Here is a 21,566-nt window from a genome sequence, read left to right as displayed (position 1 = left end):
CGTGCCCATGAGACTGCCTCTCGAGAGCTTCACGGTGGAGCGGTTCCGCGGGGTTCGCGATCTGGAACTCCGTGATCTCGGGCGGTTCAACCTGCTCGTCGGCCGGAACAACTCGGGAAAAACGAGCGTGCTGGAAGCCCTGCGCATCTTCAGCGCGCCGCTTGATCCGTGGAACTGGCTGAACACGGCTTGGCAGCGAGAGCCTCTCGGGGGCTCGGGCTTCACGGTGATCGAGCGGCTCTGCTGGCTGTTCCCCCATACGGCAGGTCGCGATCGGGAGACCCCCTATGATGGGACCGTGCGCCTCCTGGGGTCAGGACGAGTCCCGCTGCGTGAAGTCACGGCTCGGTACCTTGAGGTACGAGGGACAATTTCGAACTCGCAGATGACGATGACGGAAGAGTTCACGGCTGAATCGCTTGAGCGTCGCGGTGCGCAGATCGACTTGTTGCTGAAGCAGCGTCAGCTCGATCTGTTCGATGGCGACGAAGCACGTGGTTCATTCACCCTATGGGAAGGAGAACGCTTCGAACGTCCTCGCGAGCGCGTGCAGCTTGGGACGGCCTTCCGATACATTCACCAACCGGATCACTGGATCCAGACCGTCCGTCTCTACTCCGATGCGAAGCTGGCGGGCTTGGATGGGGCCGCGATCGATCTGTTACGGAAGATCGAACCGACGATCGAAGGTGTCGAGTTGCTCGTGCCTCCCCAGGGCAATCCTGGTGCGCCCCGCGTGTACCTGCGCGACAAGCACGCAGGACTCTCGCCCCTCAGCTCCTATGGTGATGGGGTCCGGCGAGCGCTGCTCTTCGCCCTCGCGATTCCGAGCGTCGCTGGCGGCGTTCTCCTCATCGACGAACTCGAAACCGCGATCCATGTCTCCGCACTGGGGCATGTCTTCCGTTGGCTTCTCGACGCCTGTACGAAGCACGACGTGCAGGTCTTCGCGACGACGCACAGCCTCGAAGCGCTCGACGCGATCCTGGCCGTCGATCCGACGCCCGAAGAAGACATCGTCGCCTACCGACTCGAACGTGAGGGCGAGCAGACGACGGCCCGCCGTTACGGAGAGGACCTGCTCAAGCGCATCCGCTACGAGCGAGGGCTCGACGTGCGATGAGCGTTCGGAACGCGTACATCGTCGTGGAGGGCCCGCACGACGTGGAGCTCGTCGCGCGGCTGCTCAAGCCTCTCGGCTTGAAGCGGGTCCAGAAGCAACCGGGAGTCGATCCCTACTGGAAGCGACTCATCCCCACGAGCTTCCCACCGCCGCCCGATCTCGATCTGCTCCGCCGCGTCTCGGTTCCCTTCTTCTTCCAAAACGCTGATGTTTCCCTCGCCATCCATGCAGCGACCGGCGAGTCGCGCATTGCCGAGACCATCGAGGAGTCTCTCTCCGAGCTGCGCCCATCCCCAGGGGCCATCGGTGTCTTCCTTGACGCCGACCAGAAGGCGACTCCGCGCCAGCGCTTCGCGGAACTGAAGGCCAGGCTCGCGGCCTCGAAGGATGCCCCCGTGGCCCTCGCCGACGAGCCCGGCGAGATCGCACCCGGCCCACCGCGGACCGGTGCGTTCGTGCTGCCGGACAACGAGCAACAAGGCACGCTCGAAGACCTCCTCCTCGCGTGCGCGGCGACCAGCTACCCCTCGCTCCTCTCCGCGGCCCGCACGCTCGTGGCAAGCGTGAATCCAGAGGATGACGCCTTCGATCGTCAGGACATGGCGGACTTCACGAAGCCAGCAGGGCGAAACAAAGCGACCGTCGCATGCATCACGGGCGTCCTTCGTCCCGGCAAGGCTGTCCAGGTCTCCATCCAGGACAATCGCTGGCTCGAAGGCGCATCCTGCGAACTCCCGCGCATCAAGGCCGTGCGCGCCTTCCTCTACGCTCTCCTCGACATCACCGGGACGTAGGTCCTCACCTGCGCCTCTGCGCCCCCAGCGCAAACGTGATCCCCCGCGCCAGCGTGCTCAACGTCCGCACCCCGTGCAGCTCGAGCTCCACCATCGTCCGGGCCACCTCGGACCGCACGCCCGTCAAGAGCACCTCCGCGCCGAGCAGCCGGGCTCCGCGCACCGCTTCGCAGAGCAGCCCCATCACCGCTTGATCGGCTGCGCGCAGCCCCGTCAGATCGATGATCGCGAACGTCGCGGCGCGCGTCGACACCGCGGCGAGCAGCGCGTCGACGATCCTCGCGGCGCGGCGTTTGTCCACCGAGCCGATGAGCGGCATCACGATCACGCCCTCGGCCACGGGCAGGAGCGGCGTTTCGAGCTCTTCCAGCATCGACTCCTGCGCCCGGATGATCTCCTCCTGCATCCGCGCGCGCTCCGACTCGGCCACCTTGCGCATCGTCACGTCGCGGTCCACGCCGCGATACCCGCAGTAGCCGCCGGCCTCGTCGAAGAGCGGCACGCCGCTCGTCTCCAGCACCACGCGCCGCCCGTCCTTGTGCACGTTGACGTTTTCCACGTCCTTGAACGGCGCGCGTGCCGTCACGATCGGGATGAAGAGGGCGCGCATGCGGGCCACCTCCTCGGGCGGCATGAAGTCGAACGGCGACTTTCCGAGCGCATCCTCCGGCTCGTAGCCCAGAAAATCGCGGATTCGCGGGCTCACGAACGTGTAGATCCCGTTCGTGTCGATCTCCCAGACCCAGTCGTTCGTCACCTCGACCAGCGTCTCCAGGCGGCGCTGGTCCTCGCGCAGGCGCCGGTTCTCCTTGCGCAGCCTGGCCAGCTCGCTCGCCGCGTCGTCGCTCCGGAATGCGACGTCGGTGTCCGTCTGCATCCGCGGAGCGTGACACGCCCGCCCGTTTCTCGCCCTGACGATGCCCTGCTCTTTCCCGCTCGATCGCGGGGCGTGACGAACGGGGCTGGCGCCTTGCGACGCGCGCGACATTCTCCCGGACAGCCATGCCCGCGTATGCCGGTCCGCTCACGCCCGTCGAGGCGCCCCTCGTGCCGCTCGGCCTCGTGCCGCTCGTGCCTCTGCTCGCCGCGATCGTCGTGGCCCTCTTCGGCGCGCGGATGGGGCGACGCCGCGCGACGCACCTCGGCCTCGGCGCGACGCTGCTCGCGCTCGGGCTCGCCCTCGTCGACACCACGCGCCTCGCCTCGCTCGAACCTGCGCGCCGCGCGCTCTTCGACGTGGCCTTCCGCCTCGTGCGTATCGGCTCGCTCGACGCGAACGCCTCGTTCGCCCTCGACCCGCTCGGCGCGGGCTTCCTCCTCACGGCCCTCCTCGTCGTCGCGCTCGTGCATGTCGCCGCGAGGAAACGCGTCGAGGACGATCGCGCGGCGATTCGGTTCACCGCGACGGCTTCGCTCTTTTCGTCCGGCCTCTCGCTCGTCGTGCTCGCGGCCGACGCGATCGTGTGGCTCTTCGGCTGGGGCGCCGTCGTCCTCGCGACGGGCCTCTTCGTGGTGCAGGGCAAGAGCTCGCAGCCTGCCGCGTCCGCGGGCATGCGCGCGGGCGTCGTGGCGAGCCTCGGCGGCGCTGCGACCGTCTCCGGCCTCGCCTTCCTGTTCTGGGGCCTCGGCGGCGCGTGGATCGACGAGGGCCATTTCCTCGCGGATTTCCGTGCGCGATTCGTCCCGGTGTATGCCGAGGGGCGGATTCCCGCCGACGCGACGCTCGCCGAGGACGTCCAACGTCCGCGCGGCGAGCGCGACGTGAAGATCGTCGCCGAGCGCGCGGAGAAGCGCGGCTTCCTCACGCTCACGAGCCATCCGGGCGCGCGTGTGTACATCGGCGTCTCCGACCGCGCGCAGCTCGCGCAGAACCCCGCGCCCTTCGCGGTCGCGCCCTTCGTGCGCCGGGAGATTGCGGCGGGCCCGCATTCGATCGTCATCGCGCCGGGCGGCGGCGCCACGGTCACCGGCGATGGCCTCGAGGTCGCCTGGATCGAGGGCCTCGTCGTCCCCGCGGGCGAGGAAGTGCGCATCACGCCGCTCGGTCCCACGGTCGCGTTTCGCGAGATCCACGATCAGCTCGTCCTCCGCGACGAGGCGGGGCGCCAGAGCGTCACGCGCTCGCTCCTCGGCAAGCTCGGCGCCGGCTCGATCGGCCTCGTCACCCTCGCGTGCCTCCTCCTCTTCGCGGGCGCCGCCGCGACGAGCGCGACCTTTCCCTTCTCCGGCTGGCTCCCGGGCGCTGCGGCGTCTCTCTCGCCCCCTGCGCTCGCGCTTGTCCTTGGCCTCGCGCTCGCGCCTGGGCCGCTCCTCCTCGTGCGCCTCTCCGACCTCTTCACGTTGAGCCCCATGGCTGCCGGCGTCGTCACCATCTTCGGCGCGTTCTCGGCCGTGGTCGCGGCGCTTCGTGCCGTGCTCGACCCACGACACCCCCATCGCCTCGTGTACGGCGCGCTCGCCGTCACGGGCCTCGCCTTCGTCGCGGTGGGCCTCGACGAGCCTGCCTTCGCCGTCGTCCTCCTCGCCCTCCATGCGCTCGTGCGTGCGGCGACTTGCCTGCGCGCGACCGAGCGTGACGAGACGCGACCTGCGAAGACCTTCCCCGGCGCGCGTCTCCTCCTCGAAGGCACCGGCACGAAGCTCGGCGAGGTTCTCTTCGAGGCGGCCACCACGATCGCGCGCGGCGCCTCCAAGCTCGTCTCCGCGATCGACGACCTCGTCCTCGGCTTGCCGGCGCGCCTTTTCGAGCGCCTCTTCTCCCTCTTCGCCGCGCTCGTGATCCTCGGCCTCGCCGCCCCTGCTTTCGCGGACGAGCCTGCGGGCCGCGCCGTCCTTCGCCCCGAGTTCGGCGGCGATCATGTCGAGCTCTCCCTCGCGCCCGACGGCGAGCACATGACGGGCGCGTTTTTCCTCCGCAACGAAGGCCCCGGCCCGATCGAGCTCTCGCGCGTCGACGTCCGCTCTTCCGCGAACGATCCACGCCTGCCGCCCGGCATCACCGTCACCGTCGAAGGCCCGCGCGCCTCCACGCGCATCCCGCCGGGCCAGGAGCGCCGCGTCAGCATCCGCTGGCGATACGAATCCGCCCGCGCCCGCGAGCTCTACGGCCAGGTCCTCGTCGAATCGAACGCCCGCGCCGGCGACGGCGCCGAACCCGGCCGCCCCCTCGCCCTCGCCATCCACGCCGAACGCCCGCTCGGCCTCGGCTTCCTCGGTCGCACGCCGCTCTCCGTCGTCGTCTTTTTCCCTCTCCTCGGCACGCTCCTCGCGCTCCTCCTCCGCGTCACGCGCCGCGACAGCCCCCGTGTCCTCGCCGCGACGAGCGCCCTCGTCCACGGCTCGCTCCTCGCCTTCGTCGCCTGGCTCTGCGTCCGGTTCGACCGCGCCTTCAGCCACGCCGACGGCAACGACGGCTTCCAGCTCCTCGAGCGCGGCCGCCTCTTCCCTTCGCTCGGCGTCGAATACTTCCTCGGCGTCGACGGCATTTCCCTCGCGCTCGTCGCGGCGGCCGTCCTCCTCGCCTTCGTCGCCTCGATCGCCAGCGCCGGCTTGCGCGACCGCGCGGCCACCTACCACGCCCTCGCCGGCGTCTTCCTCACGGCCTCGCTTGGCGTCCTCGTCTCGCTCGACCTCTTTCTGTTCTGCGCCTTCTGGCTCCTCGGCCTCCTCCCCACGAGCCTTCTCGTCGCGCGCCGCGGCGGCCCGGGCCCGCGCCGCGCCGCGGCCCGTGTCCTCGTCTCGTCCCTGATCGGCGCCGCGCTCCTCTGCGCTGCGTCCTGGTTCCTCTGGCAACACGGAGACCCCACGTACCTCGCGACCGGCGAATCCGTCCGCCGCTCGGCCGCGATTCCGGAGCTCGCGCGTGTGGCCTGGGTCGACAAGGGCCTCGACATCGGCGGGTTTTCGGCCGTGAAGGTCCTCTGGACCGCGCTCTTCGCCGCCTTCGCGCTCCGCATGGCAGCGTTCCCGTTCCCCGGATACCTCGCCGACATGCATGCCGAGACCGACGCGCCGACGAGCGTCCTTCTCTCGGGCGCGCTGCTCTCCACGGGCGTGTACGGCCTTCTGCGCCTCAACGTCGGCGTCTTGCCGGAGGGCATGCGCTGGGCGGCGACGACGATCTCGATCCTCGGCGCGGCGGGCATCCTCGTCTCCGCGCTCGCGGCGATCGCGCAAGACGACCTCAAGCGCTTCTTGGCGCGGATTGCCGGTGCACACGGAGGGATCGCGCTCCTCGGGATCGGATCCCTCACGCCGCAGGGATTCGAGGCGAGCGTCGTGGTGGCGGCGACGCACGGCGTGATCCTCGGCCTGCTCTTCGTGCTCGTGTCGGTCCTCGAATCGCGGGTCCAGACGCGGGACCTCGGGCGATTCGGCGGCCTCTCGCGGGAGATGCCGCTCTTCGCGACGCTCTTTGCCCTCGGCATGCTCGCGTCCCTCGGATTGCCGCTGCTCGCGGGCTTCTGGGGGCCGCTGCTCGCGCTCTGGGGCGCGTTCGCCCGGGAGCGGGCGATTGGCGTCTTCGGGGCGATCGGAATCGTGGCGCTCGCGGCGGTGCACATCTTCGCGATGGGGCACCTCTTGTTTGGCGAGGCCCGCGGGGAGTGGCAGACGAGCAAGTACCTGGAGCCGTTCGGCGGCAAGTTCCCCGCCATGTACAGGCGCGAGCTCGCGGCGGCGTTGCCCCTCGCGATCGGATTGGTCTTGCTCGGCGTGGCGCCGCGGCCGCTCCTCGGCATGGTGGATCAGGCCTGCCTCGGAATGCACAGGCTCGTCGATCGACCGGGGCCTTTGCAGATTGCGTCGACGGAGCAGCCCCGTGGGCGCGTCTGAACGATGACGCGCACGGCCAGAACGAGCGCGCCCAAGCCGCCCGCCGAGGGCGGAGGCGTCGGTGATTACGAGGCGACGTTATGGGCGGCGGCCGACAAGCTGCGGAGCAGCCTCGACGCCGCGGAGTACAAACACGTCGTCCTCGGGCTCATCTTCCTCAAATACATCTCCGACGCCTTCGAGGAGAAACACGCCGCCCTCTCCGCGGTGGCCGGCGCCGATCCCGAGGACCCGGCCGCCTATCGCGCCGACGGCGTCTTCTGGGTCCCCCGGGAAGCGCGCTGGTCCTTCCTCGCGGATCACGCCACCGCGCCCACCATCGGCAAGCTCGTCGACGAGGCCATGCTCGCGATCGAGCACGAAAACCCTGCACTCGCGGGCGTCTTGCCCAAGGACTATGCCCGGCCCGCGCTCGACAAACAGCGCCTCGGCGAGCTGCTCGTGCTCTTCGGCGACATCGGCTTCAGGGACAAGGCGCGGCGCGGGCGCGACGTCCTCGGCGACGTGTACATGTACTTCCTCGGCCATTTCGCCGCGGCCGAGGGCAAACGCGGCGGCCAGTTCTACACGCCCAAATGCATCGTCGAGCTCCTCGTGGAAATGCTCGCCCCGTACAAGGGCCGTGTCTTCGACCCGTGTTGCGGCTCGGGCGGCATGTTCGTGCATAGCGAGAGGTTCGTCGAGGAGCACGGCGGGCGCATCGGCGACCTTCGTGTGTACGGCCAGGAGTCGAACCCCACGACGTGGCGCCTCGCGAAGATGAACCTCGCCATCCGCCAGCTCGAAGGCGACCTCGGCGCCGAATGGGCGGACAGCTTCCAGCGCGACCTGCACGAGGGCCTCGAGGCCGATTACATCCTCGCGAACCCGCCCTTCAACGACTCCGACTGGGGCGGCGTGCGCCTGCGCGAGGACCCGCGCTGGACGTTTGGCCTGCCGCCCGTGGGCAATGCGAACTTCGCGTGGGTCCAGCATTTCCTCCACCACCTCGCGCCTGCGGGCGTCGCCGGCTTCGTGCTCGCGAACGGCAGCATGTCGTCGCAGCAATCGGGGGAGGGGGAGATCCGGAGAAAGCTCCTGGAGGCGGACCTCGTCGATTGTATCATCGCGCTGCCCGGCCAGCTCTTCGACTCGACGCAGATCCCGGTGTGCTTGTGGATCCTCGCGCGCGACAAGAAACACGGGATCGGCGAGCAGGGCAAACGGCTCGGGGACCGCAGCGGCAACGTGCTGCTCCTCGACGCGCGGAATCTGGGGACGATGGTCGACCGCGTGAAGCGCGTCCTCACCGCCGAAGACATCAAGAAGATCGCCGACACCTACCACGCCTGGCGCGGCGAACGCGAACCGGTCCGATATGCCGACGTGCCCGGCTTTGCTCGCTCCGCGACGCTCGCCGACATCCGCGCGCACAAATACGTGCTCGTCCCGGGCCGCTACGTGGGCTTCGAGAGCCGCCCGCAGGCGACGTGGGATCACGGCGCCTTGCAGGCGGAGCTCGCCGAGATCCTCGCGCGGTTCCAGCAGATCGATCGTGCCTCGAATGCGGCCTTGCGTGTCCTGGAGGACCTCCTCCGTGGCTGAGCCGTATTTGATCTGCCCGAAGAGCTGGCGCCGGAGCACGCTGGAGCCGGACGGAGACTTGATCACGCGTGTCGACAGCGGCGGCACGCCGAGCACGTCCGTCGACGCCTACTGGGACGGCGACCTCCCCTGGCTCACGCCAAAAGAAATCACGAGCCTGCAGGACGGCCTCTTCGTCTCGCGCACGGAGCGCTCGATCACGCAGCTCGGCCTGGAACACTCCTCGGCGAAGCTCCTGCCCCCCGGGACCGTCATGCTGAGCAAACGCGCGCCGGTCGGGGCCGTCGCCGTGAATGCCGTCCCGATGGCGACGAACCAGGGTTTTTTGAACTTCCGCTGCGGCCCGGCCTTGCGCCCGCTCTACCTCGCGTATTGGCTGCGCGCGAACCGGCCTTACCTCGACAAGGTGGCGAACGGCTCGACGTACCCGGAGCTTTACCAGAGCGACCTCTTCGAATTCGAGCTCGCCGTGCCCCCGCTGGATGTCCAGGATCGTATCATTGAAGTCCTGAGCGCCCTCCAATTCGCCGCGCTCCTCGGCCTCCCGCTCGAACAATCCGTCACGCGCCCCGAGGCGATGGTCGCGCTCCAGGCGCAAAACCGACGCCTTTCGAGCATCCGCGACGCGCTCCTCCCGCAGCTCCTCTCGGGCGCGCTCGACGTATCGAAGAAGCCGTGACGATCGCGCGCCCCATGGCCTTATCCTGAGGCCATGATGCAGCACCTTCTTTTCTTGCTTGCCCTCCTCGTCACCGTCCCCGCGTGCAGCCCTGCCATCGCGCCGCGCACGGGCGACACCACGCCGGCCGGAAAGCTCGGCTGGTCCGTGCACGGCGCGCTCTGGAACTTCGGCACGGGCCACTTCGAGCGCGGCAGCGCCGCTGACGACTCCGTCTCCACCGGCGGCGCGGACATCTACCCCGAGACCGAGACCTTCCCCTGGTTCATGAGCGCGGGCTTCAGCGTGTACGACGTCGGCCTTCGTTATGGCGTCAATCGCTGGTTCGAGCTCGGCGCCTCGCTCGGCTTCCAGCGCATGGGCGGCGAAGCGCGTTTCGCCTTGCTCGACGAGGACAACGACGACCCTGTCTCCCTCGCCTTTGGCGCCGGCGGATATTACTCAGCGATCGGCCATGGCCCCTGGGGCCGCGCCGGCTTCGACCTGAGCATTCGCCTCGGCCGCGTGGCGCCGCTCTTCAACCTCTACGTGAGCCATGGGGCCACGTACAACAGCGCCTACCTCGATTTGCCGGGTGATGACGATTGCCCCGAGGAGGCGCCGTGGCAGCCCTGCGGCCGGCTCCAGGGCGTCCTCTCGAACGAGACGCGGCTGAGCGCGGCGCTGGGGGTCGCGATTGCGGTGGGCAAGGAGGAAGGCAAGCAGGGGGCGTTCACCGTGGGCCTCGTGCCGCACCTGGTGCTCCATTCGTACGGAGAGGAGCGAGCGTTGGGGAGCTGGGGCGACGATCTCCGTCACGATGCGGGGTTGCATATCGTGATTGGAGGGCAAGGGCCGGGGTGGTGAAGCGTACACGCCAGAGCCCATGTGTTGGATCGGGCGGGGCACGACAAACGAAGGAGTGACCGAGCGTTTCCGCCCGAGGCACGTGTGCGCATCGACCGTCATACCGTTCGGGGCGACGGACCACCGCAGTCTCGACACGCGCGTGACGTTGGAGTAACGTCATTTGCCGATGAGCGGTCTTCTCCCCGCCGACAATCCCGAGGTTGCACCGCTCCTCGAACCCGAGATCGAGCGGCTCGTTCAACAATACATCCGCGAGATGGCGCGCTACGAAAAAGCAGCCGCCATCGTGGCCGACAAGCTGCGCCGGGAGCTGCGGGCGGAAGCGCGCTTGAGGCACCTCATCAGTTTTCGCGCCAAACATCCGGACGATCTACGGGAGAAGCTGCGTCGAAAGGCGAAGGACAACGACGCGAAGTATCGTTACGACGCCCTCCGCGACGACCTCAACGGCGTGGTGACGGATCTCGCCGGGTGCCGTGTCGTCGTGTATGTGCCTGAGGACGAACTGCGGGTGGTCGATCTCGTCGACCGCGTGTTCCGCTCCCCTGCGCGCAGCGATGCTCGTCCTGCGCAGTATCAAAAGCCTACCGGTTACCGGGCCACGCATCGACTCGTCATCGCGTCGGAAAGCCCCGAGGAGATGTCGGTCAGCGGTGCCATCTGCGAGATTCAGATCACGACGCTCGCGGCACATCTGTTCAATGAACTCGAGCATGACATCACCTACAAGGAGCACGGTCAAAAGCCGTCGCTGAATGAGCGCGAGATGCTAGAGCATGTCCTTCATGCCGCGCGGCTCGCGGATCATGTTGTAGGGACGTTGCTCGTGGCGCACCGCCAGACGACGAGAGACCATGGCGTCCTCGACAACCCCGAGGCGCTGCGCTTTGCGCTCGAGCACGAGGCTGGGCGAGCGCTTGCCGGGGATTTCGTGCGACTTCACCGGATGCTCGACGCGAGCGTAGAGAAGCTGAACATGACGACGTTGCGTACGCTTGGAAACGTGAAGCAGGTGCTCCTGCGCGGCAGGGCCAAAGCATCGGCGCTGAAGCTTGACAGCGATGTGGATGACGTCGTGTGCTTTGCCCTTGGTCTCCCGGCGCAGTACGAGGAGTTCGCCAGCCAAGCCAAATCCTGGCGAGGGCCGGAGACACCGCTCAAACAAGCGCTTCTCCTTGTTGCGGAAGAATCGGTCGACACTTCGCTACGAACGACACAAGATAACGAGCGAAGCCATGCCTAATCTCACACTTTCAGACCTGGTTTCTGGGCTGGAGGAGTTCGGTGAGCGGTACCACGCCCTCGACGTGTTCGTTCACGACGTGGAAGGGCTCAAGCGCGCGCTTGATGGTGAGGTCGAGCCGGGGTTCGAGCCGATTGAAGGCGTCGGCCCTGTCGCCTTCTCGATTCCCTACAACGGGAAGCACTACCGGCTGACGGTGTTCGCGGAGCAGGGAGTCGCCCGTCTCACGCGGGAAGAGGGGGTGCGTGCCGAGGTCCTGACGAGCGCTGCGATCGGAAGCGCTGTCGGAGGAGCTGTCGGGGTGGCTGCGTCCCCACGTCCACAGGTGCAAGAGTTCGCTGCACTGGCAGGGATGGTGCTCGGCTTGTTGGTGGGTGCCGCCATTGGCGCAGCGGTGGCTGACTCGAATGCTCCCCGTCGTGTCTTCGCCCTTCGTTTCGATCCCCAAATGAAGGAGTGGCGCGCCTATGACGGCGGACTCGTGCGCTGGATGAAGGAGCGCCTCGCCGCTCCTGGGTGACCTGGGCCAAGGCTGCGTGCCACCGTACGCCCACGCCGCGGCGTCCAGATGGAAGTGGGGCTCCTCTACCTCCGATACCGACCCCGCGTGATCCGCCAATACACGAGACTCGCCACCTGCCGCAGGCTCATCCCCTCGACGCGCAGGCGCAGGAAGCGCGCGAGGCGCAAGAGCCCGCCGGGGTTCAAACGTGCGGCCTTCCGTAGGGTGCCACGGCGCATGACTCCCTACAGATAGCAGCGACGACGCCCTCAGTCCTCGTCGCCCTCGTCCTCGCCGTCCTCGCCCTCCTCGTCGTCCTCCTCCACCCCGGCGAACAACGCCGCATGCCGCAGGATCTCGATCGTGCCTTCGATGCTCAACTTCGGCGACGCGAGGGAGAGATCGTCGTACGCGAAGCGGTATCCATCGACGATCCCCTCCTCCGACAGAAGAACGAATCGGTCGGCCCCTTTGGGCTGCGTGACGAGAACGGCGAACGGAACGGACGGCGGGCTCGTCTCTCCGAAAAAGCTTTCCTGCGCCGCGCGGTCGCGGATCTCGTCGATCGAGAGGAAACGGAACATCCCCCACGAGAGCCCATTCACCCGCTCGTAGAAACGCACGACGGCGGGGGGCAGGGGCGCGCCGAGGTGCGCTTGTAGCCAGGCGAGGTCCTCCGCCGAGGCGCCGCGGATCGGCGCGTCGTCGTCCGGAAGGAGCGACGCTCGCAGCGCGACGAGACGCTCGAACCAGTCGTCCCGGTCGAGCAAAACCGCGACACCGTCGTCCGGGGTCGAGACGCCCAGCACCATCCCCGGGCATTGCACGTACATGGCGCCGTCGCACATCGTCCGCGCATGGTGCCGGAGGCGGGAGGCGAAGCGGAAATCATCGAATCCGCTCGAATACGTCTCGTACCGGATGCCGATGACGTTCGCCTCCTGCGCGAGCCACACGTCGAAGCCCGGGTACATCGGCCCGAGCGAGGGCACGTCGTCGATGTCGATGTAAAGGATCGGATAATCGCCTTCGCAATCCGGCTCCTTCGAGAGCATCCACACGCGGCGATGCTCGCTCCCGCCGGGCACGAGGAATCCGTGCTCCATCGCCGGCACGGCGAAGAAGTCCGCCCAGGACTTCGCGACCTCCGCGTCCGGCTCGGGATCGGAGGACGGCTCGCCCATATCGCCGAATTCGTCCTTCGCGATGGCTTCGAGCGATCGCGAGGTCCACCGGAAGGCCGGCGTGAGCTCGAACCAGCCGAGCGCCGCGAGCCATTGCGCGTCGAACGCGAGCCACGTCCGGAGGCTCTGCGGCAGCGGCGCGCCGTTCGGGAGCGTGAGCGCGCCGAGGACCTCCGGCGAGAGCGGGCGGAAGTCCTTGTCGTGCTTCGGCCAGGCGTCCTTCTTTTTTTTCTTCGCGGCCTCGATGCCGACCGCCGGCCAGCCTTTCTCCTGGACCTTCGCAATCACGCGCTCGACCAGCGCGACGCCTTGTGGCCCGCGGTCGTCGAGCGCGTCGAAGAAGCGGCGGTCGTCGCGGATCTTCGCGAAAAACGCCTCGGCGCGGAAGGCCGTCCGCATCTTCTCGCGCCCGTCGTACCCGAAGCGCACCGCGTCCTTGACGAAGCCGAGCGCGGCGTCGAGGTCGTCGAGCTCGAGGGCGACACACGCGGCATTAAAGAAGATCGCGGGGTTCTCCGGGCCGTGGGGGAGGCAGGCGGCGAAGTACGTGCGGGCGCGCGCGGGATCCTTGCCGAGGTGCGTGTTGTCGTCCTGCACGGCCCACAGCGCATTGCAGTACGTGGCGAGGTCGTGGTTCTTCACCTGGAGGAGCGCATCGAAGAGCACGATCGCGTCGCGCGGCCGGGTCTTCAGCCACGCGACCGAGAGCTGGTTCAAAGCGCGCTGGAAGGCGCCGCCCGCGTACCCCCCTTTCGAGCGTGTGAGGAGGCCGACGCGCTCGGCGTCGTCGAGGGCGAGGAGGGTCGCTGCGTGGGCCTCGTTGTCGTGCTTGAAGGAGCTGCGGAGAGCGTCCTCGTCGGGGCCGTTCATTCGGGCGCGGACGAGGGCGAGGTCGAGCCAGGCGTCGGACATGCCGCGGAAGCTAGTCGTCACCGGGGACAAGCTCAACCTCGACGAGGACGGGCTGGACGGCAGGGCCCTTCGCGTCTCCCTGCGGAGCGCCCGCCGCCCCCGCCGCTCCGCACCCCGCCCCTGCGGAACCGCCACCGCACCCGGCTCGGGCCGAAATCACGCGGATTCGCCCCTCTCCCGGTGTGGCACGCCGGCTGCAATCACCTTATGGCGAGCGCCGAGAGAGGCGCCAACCAGAAGGAGCCCGTCATGTTGCATCTTCGTTCGATCCTCCGCTCGTTCGCCGTTGCTCTGACCCTGGCGGTGGTGGCCGCGCCCGTGGTCGCGCAGGCCGACGAGGGCCGCGCGCCGGCCGCCGCGAGGCACGAGAGGAAGCAAGGCGGGAAGCACGAGAAGCAGTTCCCGATCGCCGCGGCGAAGTTCGAGAAGCGCGTGGACAAGGGCCTGGCGAAGCAGCGCGAGCGGCTGGAAAAGAGAATGGCGGAGCACAACGTGCCGGAGGCGAAGCGCGCCGAGCGCCGGAAGCAATTCGAGGAGAACGCCGCGAAGGTCCGCGCCGAGGTGAAGCGGGTGGGCGCGGACGGGACGGTGACGAAGGAAGAGGCACAGCAAGTGAGGGCTCTGGCGCGCCCGGTGCACAAAGAGGCGCGGACGCACCAGAAGCGCGCGAAGGCGAAGGCGAGCTGAGGCGGGTGGGGGACCCTCCGTGATCGAAGCCCTCGGACTCCGTGATCGGAGTCGGCGAGCCCGTGATCGGAGTCCTCGGACTCCGTGATCGAAGTCAGCGAGCCCGTGATCGAAGACCGAGGACTCCGACATCGAAGTCCGGGGACCCCGACATCGAAGCCGGCGAGCCCGTGATCGGAGTCCTCGTACCCCGACATCGAAGTCGGCGAGCCCGTGATCGATGACCGAGGACTCCGTGATCGAAGTCGGCGAGCCCGTGATCGGAGTCTTCGTACCCCGACATCGAAGTCGGCGACCCCGTCATCGAAGGCTCACGACCCCGTGATCGAAGTCCGCGAACCCGTCATCGACGTCCCACCTCCCCGATTCCACGTCCCCCAAGCCTCCGCGACCCGCGCCCCTTCCTCCCCGAGCAACGCCTCCGCGATCGCTCGCCGGGTCGCCTCGTCGTCCGTATCGAGCGACATCCGCGCCTCGATCGTCCGACCCTCGACGGGCCCCCACGGCCCCGCCAAAACCCCCGCAATCACCTTCCCGCGCGCCGGCAACCCCACCCCGAGCGCCCCATGCGCCGCCTCCGTGAGCCCCACCCAGCCATCCTCCCGCAGCACGAGCGAGACCTCCTCGAAATCCACGAGCCCCGGCAGCGCCGCCGACAGCACCGTGAGCGGGTCGTGCATGATCGAACAATCCTTCCCCGTCTCGACCCACGCCTCCAGATGCCGCACGAACATCCTCGCTGCTGGATGCGCCTCTCGCAGCGCACCCGCGAGCGGATCGTCCGGATACACCCCGAGCTTTTGCCGCATCCCCTCGCCGAAGCTCCCCCAGCTCGAATGGCTGAACAAGAGCCGCGGCGCCTCCACCTGCCCAAGCACACGCGCGAACGCCCCAGGGTCGAGGCGGGCATTGTATTGCGCAGCTTCCCGACGGTACGCCCCCGCGAGCGCCGGGCCCATTTGAAAGAGCCGCACCCGCGCCGCGAGATCCGGCCTCCGCGAAAGCGCCGCGTCGAGGTTCGTCAGCGGCCCGAGCCCCACGTAATCGACCTGCGGATATGCATCGAGGACACGGACGATCTCCCCGACCGCGTCGCGCGAGTAAGGCACGTCGTCGCGCGCGAGCCCCGCCTCCTCCACGAGGCACGCGGCGCGACGGCGTAGGCTCGGCAGCCCCGCGGCGACGGGAAGAGCAACCCCCGCGGCGCGAAGCAGCCCCGCGAGGAATCGAGCGCGGCCTTGCTCGTGGGTCTCGTCGCTCGTGACGAGCAGGGCAGGCTGGAAGCGGGAGGGCCGAGCGGCGAGCATCGCCGCGACGCACGTATCGTCCGGATCGGTGCCGATATCCATGTCGAAGATGGCCGGCGCCGCGCCGAGCCGGGCTTCGTGGGGCGAGAGCACGCCCCGGAGGATACTACGGCGTGATCCGCACGCGCCCGAAAAGCGTGGTCGCGCCGCGGTGCTGCCGGCTCGTTCCGCTCGTCATTGGACGCGGAAGCCTTGCGGCAACGTCGCGCTCTGGTCGTCGATGCTGCGCGTCACGCGGAGGGTATAGGCGCCCGGCGGCAGATCCTTCGGCAGGTGCAGCGTCCCGATCAGCTTGCTCTCCTCCAGCCCGGCGCCCTCCACGCGGCTCACCTCCACCGAGACCGTGCGATCCTTCCCTTCGAGGGTCGCCTTCATCCCCGCCGAGAAGTAACGGCCCTTGACCGTGAAGCCCTCGATCACCACGCCGGGGCTCGCCGCATCGGGCTGCACCGGACCGGTGATCTCCACGATCGGCGCGAACCACGTTCCAATGGGAGGCGTCATGAAGACAGCCGTGCCAAGCGTGAGCTGACCCATGAACTGGCGTCGATCGGGGGCGCGCAGGCGAGCGCGATCCTCGTCCCCAAGGCCGGCGTTCTTCATCGTGGTCTCGGGATCCTGGGTGAAGGCGCGCTGGAGCTTCTCATCGCGGAGCAGGCGAGAAAGAAAGTTCTTGAGGATGGACACGGTACGTGGGTTCCTTTCGAGAGATGGGTTCAATCCACCAAGGAGAATGCTGTCTGGAGTTCGAGATACCCCTTGGCCTCCAGCGGCTGACCCGAACGGTGCACGAGCTTGAAGCTCGTGGCCTCGATCAGCGCCGTGGGCCACGCGGTGCCGGGGAAAACGACATTTCGCCGCGTCGGGAATGCGACCAGCGCGTCGCGGCGCGCCGGGGGACAGAGGCCCCAGTCGACCAGCCGATCGGCGATCTGGTGGAGCCGGGGATCGTCGGGCGAACGCATGACCGGGGATGGACAGCTCGTGATCGGGAGCAGCTCCTCACCGATATCGAGGTAGATGTCCGCCTGGCTCGAAACGTCGGCATAGGTGAGCAAGTATTCCTCCACCTCGTCCGTCGAGCCGGGGAACCCTACGCGGCGCAGATACGCGATGACCTCGCGCCGCGGCATCGCGACGATGAGGCGCACGGCGTCGCGTCCGCGCGGCTTGTTCGAGGATACGAGCGTCACGCTGGATCCCTCGGGCAGTTGGTCGATACAAGCGCGGACCTTCCGCTCCACGCCGGGCGAGAGCGGGCCTCCGTGCAGCAGATGCAGCACGCGCCACGTGATTCGCTCCACCTCGTCCGCCCCGGGGTCGGAGGTGCTCACGAGCTTCCCGTTCAAATACCCGGGCTGCACGCAGGCCGTGGCAAAGGGCGGCGGGACGCCTTCTCGGTCCGGGTGCAGGTCGAACTCGAGCCACAGGCATGGCATGCGCTCGTGAAGCACGCTCGCCGGATCGGCCCACTCTCTGCACAACGCCGCGATGGTTTGCCAGACCGACTCCATGTGCGAGCCGGGTTCGCCCCGCGGCGCGCCGGCGGCGAGCTCGTCACAGCCCCAGGCAGGCGAAATGCAAGCGACGAGATCCACCCGCGCGGAATCGGCGCCGAGGTAACACTCGAAGCTGAGCCCGCGGGCGGCCGGGAGCCAGGCCGCCGCCTGCCGCATGCGAGAAAAGGCCGCCGCGGACACGAGCGCCGGTGGCACGCGGGGGGCGAACCAGTCGAGCGTCTCCAAGGGAGAGAGAATCATCGCGCCCCCTCGTCGATGGCACAATGCGGCGCGGTCGTGTGGTGGTCGTAGCGAGAAGCGCCGATCCCGCAATCCTGGTTGGCGACGACGATGTCGACGAAGCTCGGGCGGGTGTACGCGATTTCGAGTTGATCCCCGGCCTCCAGCGGCTTCGCGAAGGAGAGCCAGGGCGCGGCCGGGATCGTCGTGTAGTCGCGCCGCCCGTCGAGCGCGGCGCCGTTTTTCCGGATCCCGGTGACGTTGCCGATCAACGCCTCGGGGAGGGAGATCGCCGCGGCGCGGCGAGGGAGGACCACGCGGTGCAAGCGCGAGCACGTGGCGTCGCCCCGCAGGTCCGCGGCGTCGATGGATTGAATCAAGCTCGCGCGTGAACGTGTGGCGCGGAAGATGGGCTCGCGCGTGAATGCGGCGCCTTCGCCGCGGTAGATTTCGAGCCGCCCGCCGTCGGGGCGGGTCTCACCCCAGGAGCCGCCCAAGAGGTCGGTCACGCCGTCCCCGTCGACATCGGCGAGCCGGACCCCTGAACCGAGGCCGCTGGACGACGAGCTCCATAACGGCTCGTGCCTGCCCAACGCTGGCTGGTAGGCCTCGTACCGGGGGGAAGGGCAAGGCTTGCCGGCGAACAAGCAGAGGAGATCATTGCGCGAGGCGACGAGGGCCCAGCTCCCCGTACGGCCGAGCGGGCCCGCGGCGAGATAAGGGACGGAGGGGCCTTCCCGGGAGACCCACCACGGCTCCAGAGAGAGCTCGACCGCTCCGCTTTCGACGGGTTCCCCTCGGTACACGAAGACCCGCGACCCACCCACCACCAAATCGAGGAAGCCGTCCTGCTCGACGTCGGTGAAAAGGACAGCGGCGCCGAACATCCGCTTCCGCGCCTTCCAGCCGGGGGTCTCTGCGATCACGCCTCGGTTGTTGAAATAGACGCGCGCGGCCCCGCCCTCCGGGCTCCCAGGCTCGGCCATCACGGAGACGGCCAGATCGAGATCCCCGTCGCCGTCGGCGTCCCCGAGCGCACAAGCAAAGGAGCTGAACACGTCCCTGGAGCGAAAGGATGGTTTTCGTTCCAGCGTCCCTTGCCGATTGAAGTAGATCTTCACCCCGCCGGTGCCGTACGGCGGGCCCAGCGTGGAGACGGCCACATCGAGGAATCCATCCTGATCGATGTCCCCGACAGCGAGGTTCATATTCGCGTCGAGGTCCTCGGAAAGGGCGCTCGGTCGGGCGGGAAAGTTGCCTTTGCCGTCGTTGCGGTAGATGGCAAGCGGCTGGAGTCCCGTGTCGTTGCCGCTGGCGGTGAGCAGATCGGCGTGACCGTCTCCATCGATGTCCGCGAGGGCCAGGCCGGTCTCGTACAAGCCCATGGCCTCGGTCTTCCAGGTGGAATCGCCTGCATAAGGGACCGCGCCGGTGGGCGGATCGTCGACGCTCGCCGGGCGCGCGGGGCCCTCGATGCTTCGGGGCGCGCCCGGCGCGGCACAGGCCGAAAGCAGCCAAAGCAGCGCGCCGAACGATAGATGCTTCGCGAAGACGTGCCGCGTGGGCCCGTGGCGAGGGGCGATGGTTGGTATGTCCAAGTGAATCAGATGGCGGGTAGCACGGGCTGCGTCGTGGAGGCAAGCGGAGGAGCCGCTCCTCGGTCGGAGAGCACGACTCTGCCACCCGCCCTACGGCGCGAATCGCACGAGCCCGAAATCCGTCCCGCCCTTCGGCGAGAACCCGCGGCCGGCGACGACGAGCTTTCCATCCGGCTGGAGCAGCCCGTCATACGCGCCCCACGGCCCCGGGGCCGCGACGAGCGCGCGCCCCGCATGGCCGAAGCTCAGGTCGGGTTTGCCATTCGGCAAATACTTGAAGACCACCATCGTCTCGCGGTCGAGCACTTGCGTGGTCGCGAGGTAGAACGAGCCGTCCGATAGCGGCACGACCGCGGGGGGGTCGGAGGTGAAGACGCTCGCGACGTTCTGCCGGACGAAACCATTCTCGCCGAACGTCATGTCACGCACGCCCTTGTCGTCGACGCGCACGATGCCGACCTCGAAGTTGCTGATGTTCCCCGGCGAAAAGAACACGCCCGCCGCGAGAAACCCTCCGTTCGCTTCGCGCGCAAGGCGGTTCGAACACAAGTAGCTGTTCGGCACCGTCGAAACGCCCGCATCGCCGAAGGACGTGTCGAGCACGCCGGTCGGGAGCACGCGGAGCACGAACGCCTCGGTGTAGTCTTTGTAGCCCGTGGCGACGATCGAGCCGTCTTCGAGCACCACGAGGTCGTAGACCTGCCCCACCACCTGGGGAAACGTCACGAGCCCGTCGCCGTCGAACGTCGTATCGAGCGCGCCCGTCGCGAGCAGCCTCGCGAAATAGGCGACCGCGTACGCCCCCGAGTTGTTTCCGAGCCCGCCAATCACCACGCGCCCGTCGCCGTCGAGGCCCAGCGCGGTCGGCAGGCCATGCGTCGCACCCGGCAGGTTGACCACGCCATTCGCGCCGAAGCTCGCATCGGGCAGGCCCGCCGCGTCGAGCCGCACGACCTGGCGGGTGCTCGGGCCGATGGGCAAGCCCGCGACGACCGTCTTGCCGTCCGGTTGCAGCACGACGTCCACGGCTTTCAGCAGGGTGTCGAGCACGACGACGCCGCCCGCGCCGAAGCCCGCGTCCGGCGTGCCGTCCGGCAGGTGCCGCGTGATCATCGCGTTCGTGAGGTCCGTGAAGCTGCCCGTCGCGCCGGCCGAGACGATCTTGCCGTCCGCGCCGAGCTTCACCGAAACGGCAAGGTCCCACGTCGCGCCCGATTGCAGCGTGCCGACGCCTCCCGGGCCGCCATACGCGGTGTCCGGCACGCCGAGCGGCGCGAGCCGCGTGAGCGTGGCGCCGACGGTCGGGAAGGTCTGGCGGCCGGCGGCCACGACGCTTCCATCGGGGGCCACGGTGATGTCGCGGACCGCGCCCTGCTTGGGGAGCTGCGCGAGGCCCCCCGTGCCGTAATTCGCGTCGAGGGTCCCGTCGGCGGCGAAATGCGCCACGGCGTAGGAGCTTTTCGAACGGAAGACGACGAACGCCGAGCCATCCGGCTGGAGCTGCAGCGATTCCGCGGTGCCCGAGCCGCCGGCGGCGTCGCTGACCGTCGCCAGGCCATCGCCTTCGCCGTAGGTCGTGTCGGCCGTGCCGCTCGTGTCGAGGCGCAGCACCGCGGTGGAGCCCATGGTCCCGCCGGCCACGAGGATCTTGCCGTCGGGCGCGACGGCGCAGATCGAGCCGGCAGAGGCGATCGTCCAGGTGGCATAATTGTACGGACCGACGAGCGACGTCACGAGGATGCCGTCCTCGTCGAAGCTCGGATCGAGCGCTCCATTCGGCAGGAGCCGCACGAGGGCCGTGCCGCTGTCATTGCCGTTTCTCCCGCAGAGGACAATCTTGCCCTCGCTCGTGAGGGCCACGGCCGAGGGGAACGATCCGTTGTCGAATGGGGTCTCGACGGCGCCCGCCTCCCCGAACGTCGTGTCCACGCTCCCGTCGGCGAGGAAGCGCTGCACGAGGTGTTTGTACGGCGCGTACCACCCGCCTTGGCCGGCGACGACGATCTTGCCGTCGGGCTGGAGCGCGATCGCGAAGGCTGTCCCCTGGGCGCCGAGCGCGAGGCCTCCCTCGCCGAAGGAGGCGACGGGCTTGCCGGTCGCGTCGAAGCGCGCGACGAGCATGCGGTTCATGCCGATCTGCGGCGTCGCCATGCCCGCGGCGAGGATGTCGCCGTTCGGCGCGACGATCACGCCGTGGACCGAGGCGCGGCTCCGGGTCGTCGCGAGCACCTTGCCGCCCTCGCCGAACGAGGTGTCGAGCGTGCCGTCGGTGTTGGCGCGGAAGAGGAGCCCCTCGCCGTAATACCTGTCCGACGTGCCGCCGGCGATGAGGACCTTGCCGTCCGCCTGGCGCGCGGAGGCGTGGATGAAGTCCGGGTTCGGCTTGGTCCCGGCGGCCGTGGCGAGGCCGTCGGTGCCGAAGCTCGGGTCGAGCGCGACAAAGGCCTCGCCGCCGCCCGCGCCGCCGCCGCCCGCGCCGCCGGAGGCGCCCGAACCCCCGGAGCCGCCGCCACCCGACGCGCCCGCGCCGCC

At 68.7% G+C, this 21,566-nt stretch carries 16 protein-coding genes and 1 pseudogene; 9 read left to right on the top strand and 8 right to left on the bottom strand.

Going from position 1 to position 21,566, the window contains the following annotated elements:
• Positions 1-7: 7 nt before the first annotated feature.
• Together QHF89_RS30565 and QHF89_RS30560 are read left to right on the top strand one after the other, a co-directional pair.
• The gene (locus QHF89_RS30565; RefSeq protein WP_284721127.1) at positions 8-1,123 is read left to right on the top strand and encodes an AAA family ATPase; all 1,116 of its coding nucleotides are present in this window, start codon (positions 8-10) and stop codon (positions 1,121-1,123) included.
• The gene (locus QHF89_RS30560; protein ID WP_136965464.1) at positions 1,120-1,917 is read left to right on the top strand and encodes a DUF3226 domain-containing protein; all 798 of its coding nucleotides are present in this window, start codon (positions 1,120-1,122) and stop codon (positions 1,915-1,917) included. Before QHF89_RS30565 ends, QHF89_RS30560 begins: the two co-directional genes overlap by 4 nt.
• Before the next feature lie 4 nt (positions 1,918-1,921).
• On the opposite strand, the gene QHF89_RS30555 is transcribed toward QHF89_RS30560, so the two are convergent.
• The gene (locus QHF89_RS30555; protein ID WP_284721126.1) at positions 1,922-2,794 is read right to left on the bottom strand and encodes a PAS domain S-box protein; all 873 of its coding nucleotides are present in this window, start codon (positions 2,792-2,794) and stop codon (positions 1,922-1,924) included.
• 125 nt (positions 2,795-2,919) lie between these two features.
• Between QHF89_RS30555 and QHF89_RS30550 the strand changes: the two genes are divergently transcribed.
• From QHF89_RS30550 to QHF89_RS30525, 6 genes are all read left to right on the top strand, one after another.
• Positions 2,920-6,750 (top strand): NADH-quinone oxidoreductase subunit M, encoded by a 3,831-nt coding sequence (locus QHF89_RS30550; RefSeq protein ID WP_136965466.1) that lies wholly within the window; start codon positions 2,920-2,922, stop codon positions 6,748-6,750.
• A 3-nt stretch (positions 6,751-6,753) separates the two neighbouring features.
• Complete coding sequence (locus QHF89_RS30545; RefSeq protein ID WP_136965467.1) at positions 6,754-8,334, top strand: type I restriction-modification system subunit M; 1,581 nt, start codon at positions 6,754-6,756, stop codon at positions 8,332-8,334.
• A complete protein-coding gene (locus QHF89_RS30540) occupies positions 8,327-9,013 on the top strand; it encodes a restriction endonuclease subunit S (RefSeq protein WP_136965468.1) in 687 nt (228 codons plus the stop codon). Before QHF89_RS30545 ends, QHF89_RS30540 begins: the two co-directional genes overlap by 8 nt.
• A 33-nt stretch (positions 9,014-9,046) precedes the next feature.
• On the top strand, positions 9,047-9,859 hold the full coding sequence (locus tag QHF89_RS30535; protein ID WP_136965469.1) for a hypothetical protein: 813 nt from the start codon (positions 9,047-9,049) through the stop codon (positions 9,857-9,859).
• Between the two features lie 169 nt (positions 9,860-10,028).
• Positions 10,029-11,105 carry a GTP pyrophosphokinase gene (locus QHF89_RS30530; protein ID WP_136965470.1) on the top strand — a complete coding sequence of 359 codons (1,077 nt, stop codon included), beginning with the start codon at positions 10,029-10,031 and terminating at the stop codon, positions 11,103-11,105.
• Complete coding sequence (locus QHF89_RS30525) at positions 11,098-11,625, top strand: hypothetical protein (protein WP_136965471.1); 528 nt, start codon at positions 11,098-11,100, stop codon at positions 11,623-11,625. Before QHF89_RS30530 ends, QHF89_RS30525 begins: the two co-directional genes overlap by 8 nt.
• A 65-nt stretch (positions 11,626-11,690) precedes the next feature.
• On the opposite strand, the gene QHF89_RS30520 is transcribed toward QHF89_RS30525, so the two are convergent.
• Both QHF89_RS30520 and QHF89_RS30515 read right to left on the bottom strand, forming a co-directional pair.
• Positions 11,691-11,846, bottom strand: a complete 156-nt coding sequence (locus QHF89_RS30520; RefSeq protein WP_284721125.1) for a hypothetical protein — start codon at positions 11,844-11,846, stop codon at positions 11,691-11,693.
• 30 nt (positions 11,847-11,876) lie between these two features.
• A complete protein-coding gene (locus tag QHF89_RS30515) occupies positions 11,877-13,703 on the bottom strand; it encodes an SMI1/KNR4 family protein (protein ID WP_136965472.1) in 1,827 nt (608 codons plus the stop codon).
• Between the two features lie 249 nt (positions 13,704-13,952).
• Between QHF89_RS30515 and QHF89_RS30510 the strand changes: the two genes are divergently transcribed.
• Positions 13,953-14,390 (top strand): hypothetical protein, encoded by a 438-nt coding sequence (locus QHF89_RS30510; RefSeq protein ID WP_136965473.1) that lies wholly within the window; start codon positions 13,953-13,955, stop codon positions 14,388-14,390.
• Between the two features lie 311 nt (positions 14,391-14,701).
• On the opposite strand, the gene QHF89_RS30505 is transcribed toward QHF89_RS30510, so the two are convergent.
• The 5 genes and pseudogenes from QHF89_RS30505 to QHF89_RS30485 all read right to left on the bottom strand — a co-directional run.
• Positions 14,702-15,790 (bottom strand): nucleoside hydrolase, encoded by a 1,089-nt coding sequence (locus QHF89_RS30505; protein WP_136965474.1) that lies wholly within the window; start codon positions 15,788-15,790, stop codon positions 14,702-14,704.
• Between the two features lie 81 nt (positions 15,791-15,871).
• Positions 15,872-16,384, bottom strand: a complete 513-nt coding sequence (locus QHF89_RS30500; RefSeq protein ID WP_136965475.1) for a hypothetical protein — start codon at positions 16,382-16,384, stop codon at positions 15,872-15,874.
• Between the two features lie 29 nt (positions 16,385-16,413).
• Positions 16,414-17,457: a hypothetical protein gene (locus tag QHF89_RS30495; RefSeq protein ID WP_136965476.1), complete on the bottom strand. Its 1,044-nt coding sequence runs from the start codon at positions 17,455-17,457 to the stop codon at positions 16,414-16,416.
• Complete coding sequence (locus tag QHF89_RS30490) at positions 17,454-19,034, bottom strand: FG-GAP repeat domain-containing protein (protein WP_136965477.1); 1,581 nt, start codon at positions 19,032-19,034, stop codon at positions 17,454-17,456. Before QHF89_RS30490 ends, QHF89_RS30495 begins: the two co-directional genes overlap by 4 nt.
• A gap of 90 nt (positions 19,035-19,124) precedes the next feature.
• Positions 19,125-21,566, bottom strand: a pseudogene (locus QHF89_RS30485) (hypothetical protein); the annotation flags it as partial.

It is taken from the genome of Polyangium sorediatum (assembly GCF_029946465.1).
Taxonomy (GTDB): domain Bacteria; phylum Myxococcota_A; class Polyangia; order Polyangiales; family Polyangiaceae; genus Polyangium; species Polyangium fumosum.
This window is presented reverse-complemented; position numbering and strand designations above follow the sequence as displayed.

Excerpts from the sequence above, each read along its gene's own strand:
- QHF89_RS30565 (WP_284721127.1), top strand. The coding sequence starts at position 8 with ATGAGACTGCCTCTCGAGAGCTTCACGGTGGAGCGGTTCCGCGGGGTT.
- QHF89_RS30560 (WP_136965464.1), top strand. The coding sequence starts at position 1,120 with ATGAGCGTTCGGAACGCGTACATCGTCGTGGAGGGCCCGCACGACGTG.
- QHF89_RS30555 (WP_284721126.1), bottom strand. The coding sequence starts at position 2,794 with ATGCAGACGGACACCGACGTCGCATTCCGGAGCGACGACGCGGCGAGC.
- QHF89_RS30550 (WP_136965466.1), top strand. The coding sequence starts at position 2,920 with ATGCCCGCGTATGCCGGTCCGCTCACGCCCGTCGAGGCGCCCCTCGTG.
- QHF89_RS30545 (WP_136965467.1), top strand. The coding sequence starts at position 6,754 with ATGACGCGCACGGCCAGAACGAGCGCGCCCAAGCCGCCCGCCGAGGGC.
- QHF89_RS30535 (WP_136965469.1), top strand. The coding sequence starts at position 9,047 with ATGATGCAGCACCTTCTTTTCTTGCTTGCCCTCCTCGTCACCGTCCCC.
- QHF89_RS30530 (WP_136965470.1), top strand. The coding sequence starts at position 10,029 with ATGAGCGGTCTTCTCCCCGCCGACAATCCCGAGGTTGCACCGCTCCTC.
- QHF89_RS30525 (WP_136965471.1), top strand. The coding sequence starts at position 11,098 with ATGCCTAATCTCACACTTTCAGACCTGGTTTCTGGGCTGGAGGAGTTC.
- QHF89_RS30520 (WP_284721125.1), bottom strand. The coding sequence starts at position 11,846 with ATGCGCCGTGGCACCCTACGGAAGGCCGCACGTTTGAACCCCGGCGGG.
- QHF89_RS30515 (WP_136965472.1), bottom strand. The coding sequence starts at position 13,703 with ATGTCCGACGCCTGGCTCGACCTCGCCCTCGTCCGCGCCCGAATGAAC.
- QHF89_RS30510 (WP_136965473.1), top strand. The coding sequence starts at position 13,953 with ATGTTGCATCTTCGTTCGATCCTCCGCTCGTTCGCCGTTGCTCTGACC.
- QHF89_RS30495 (WP_136965476.1), bottom strand. The coding sequence starts at position 17,457 with ATGATTCTCTCTCCCTTGGAGACGCTCGACTGGTTCGCCCCCCGCGTG.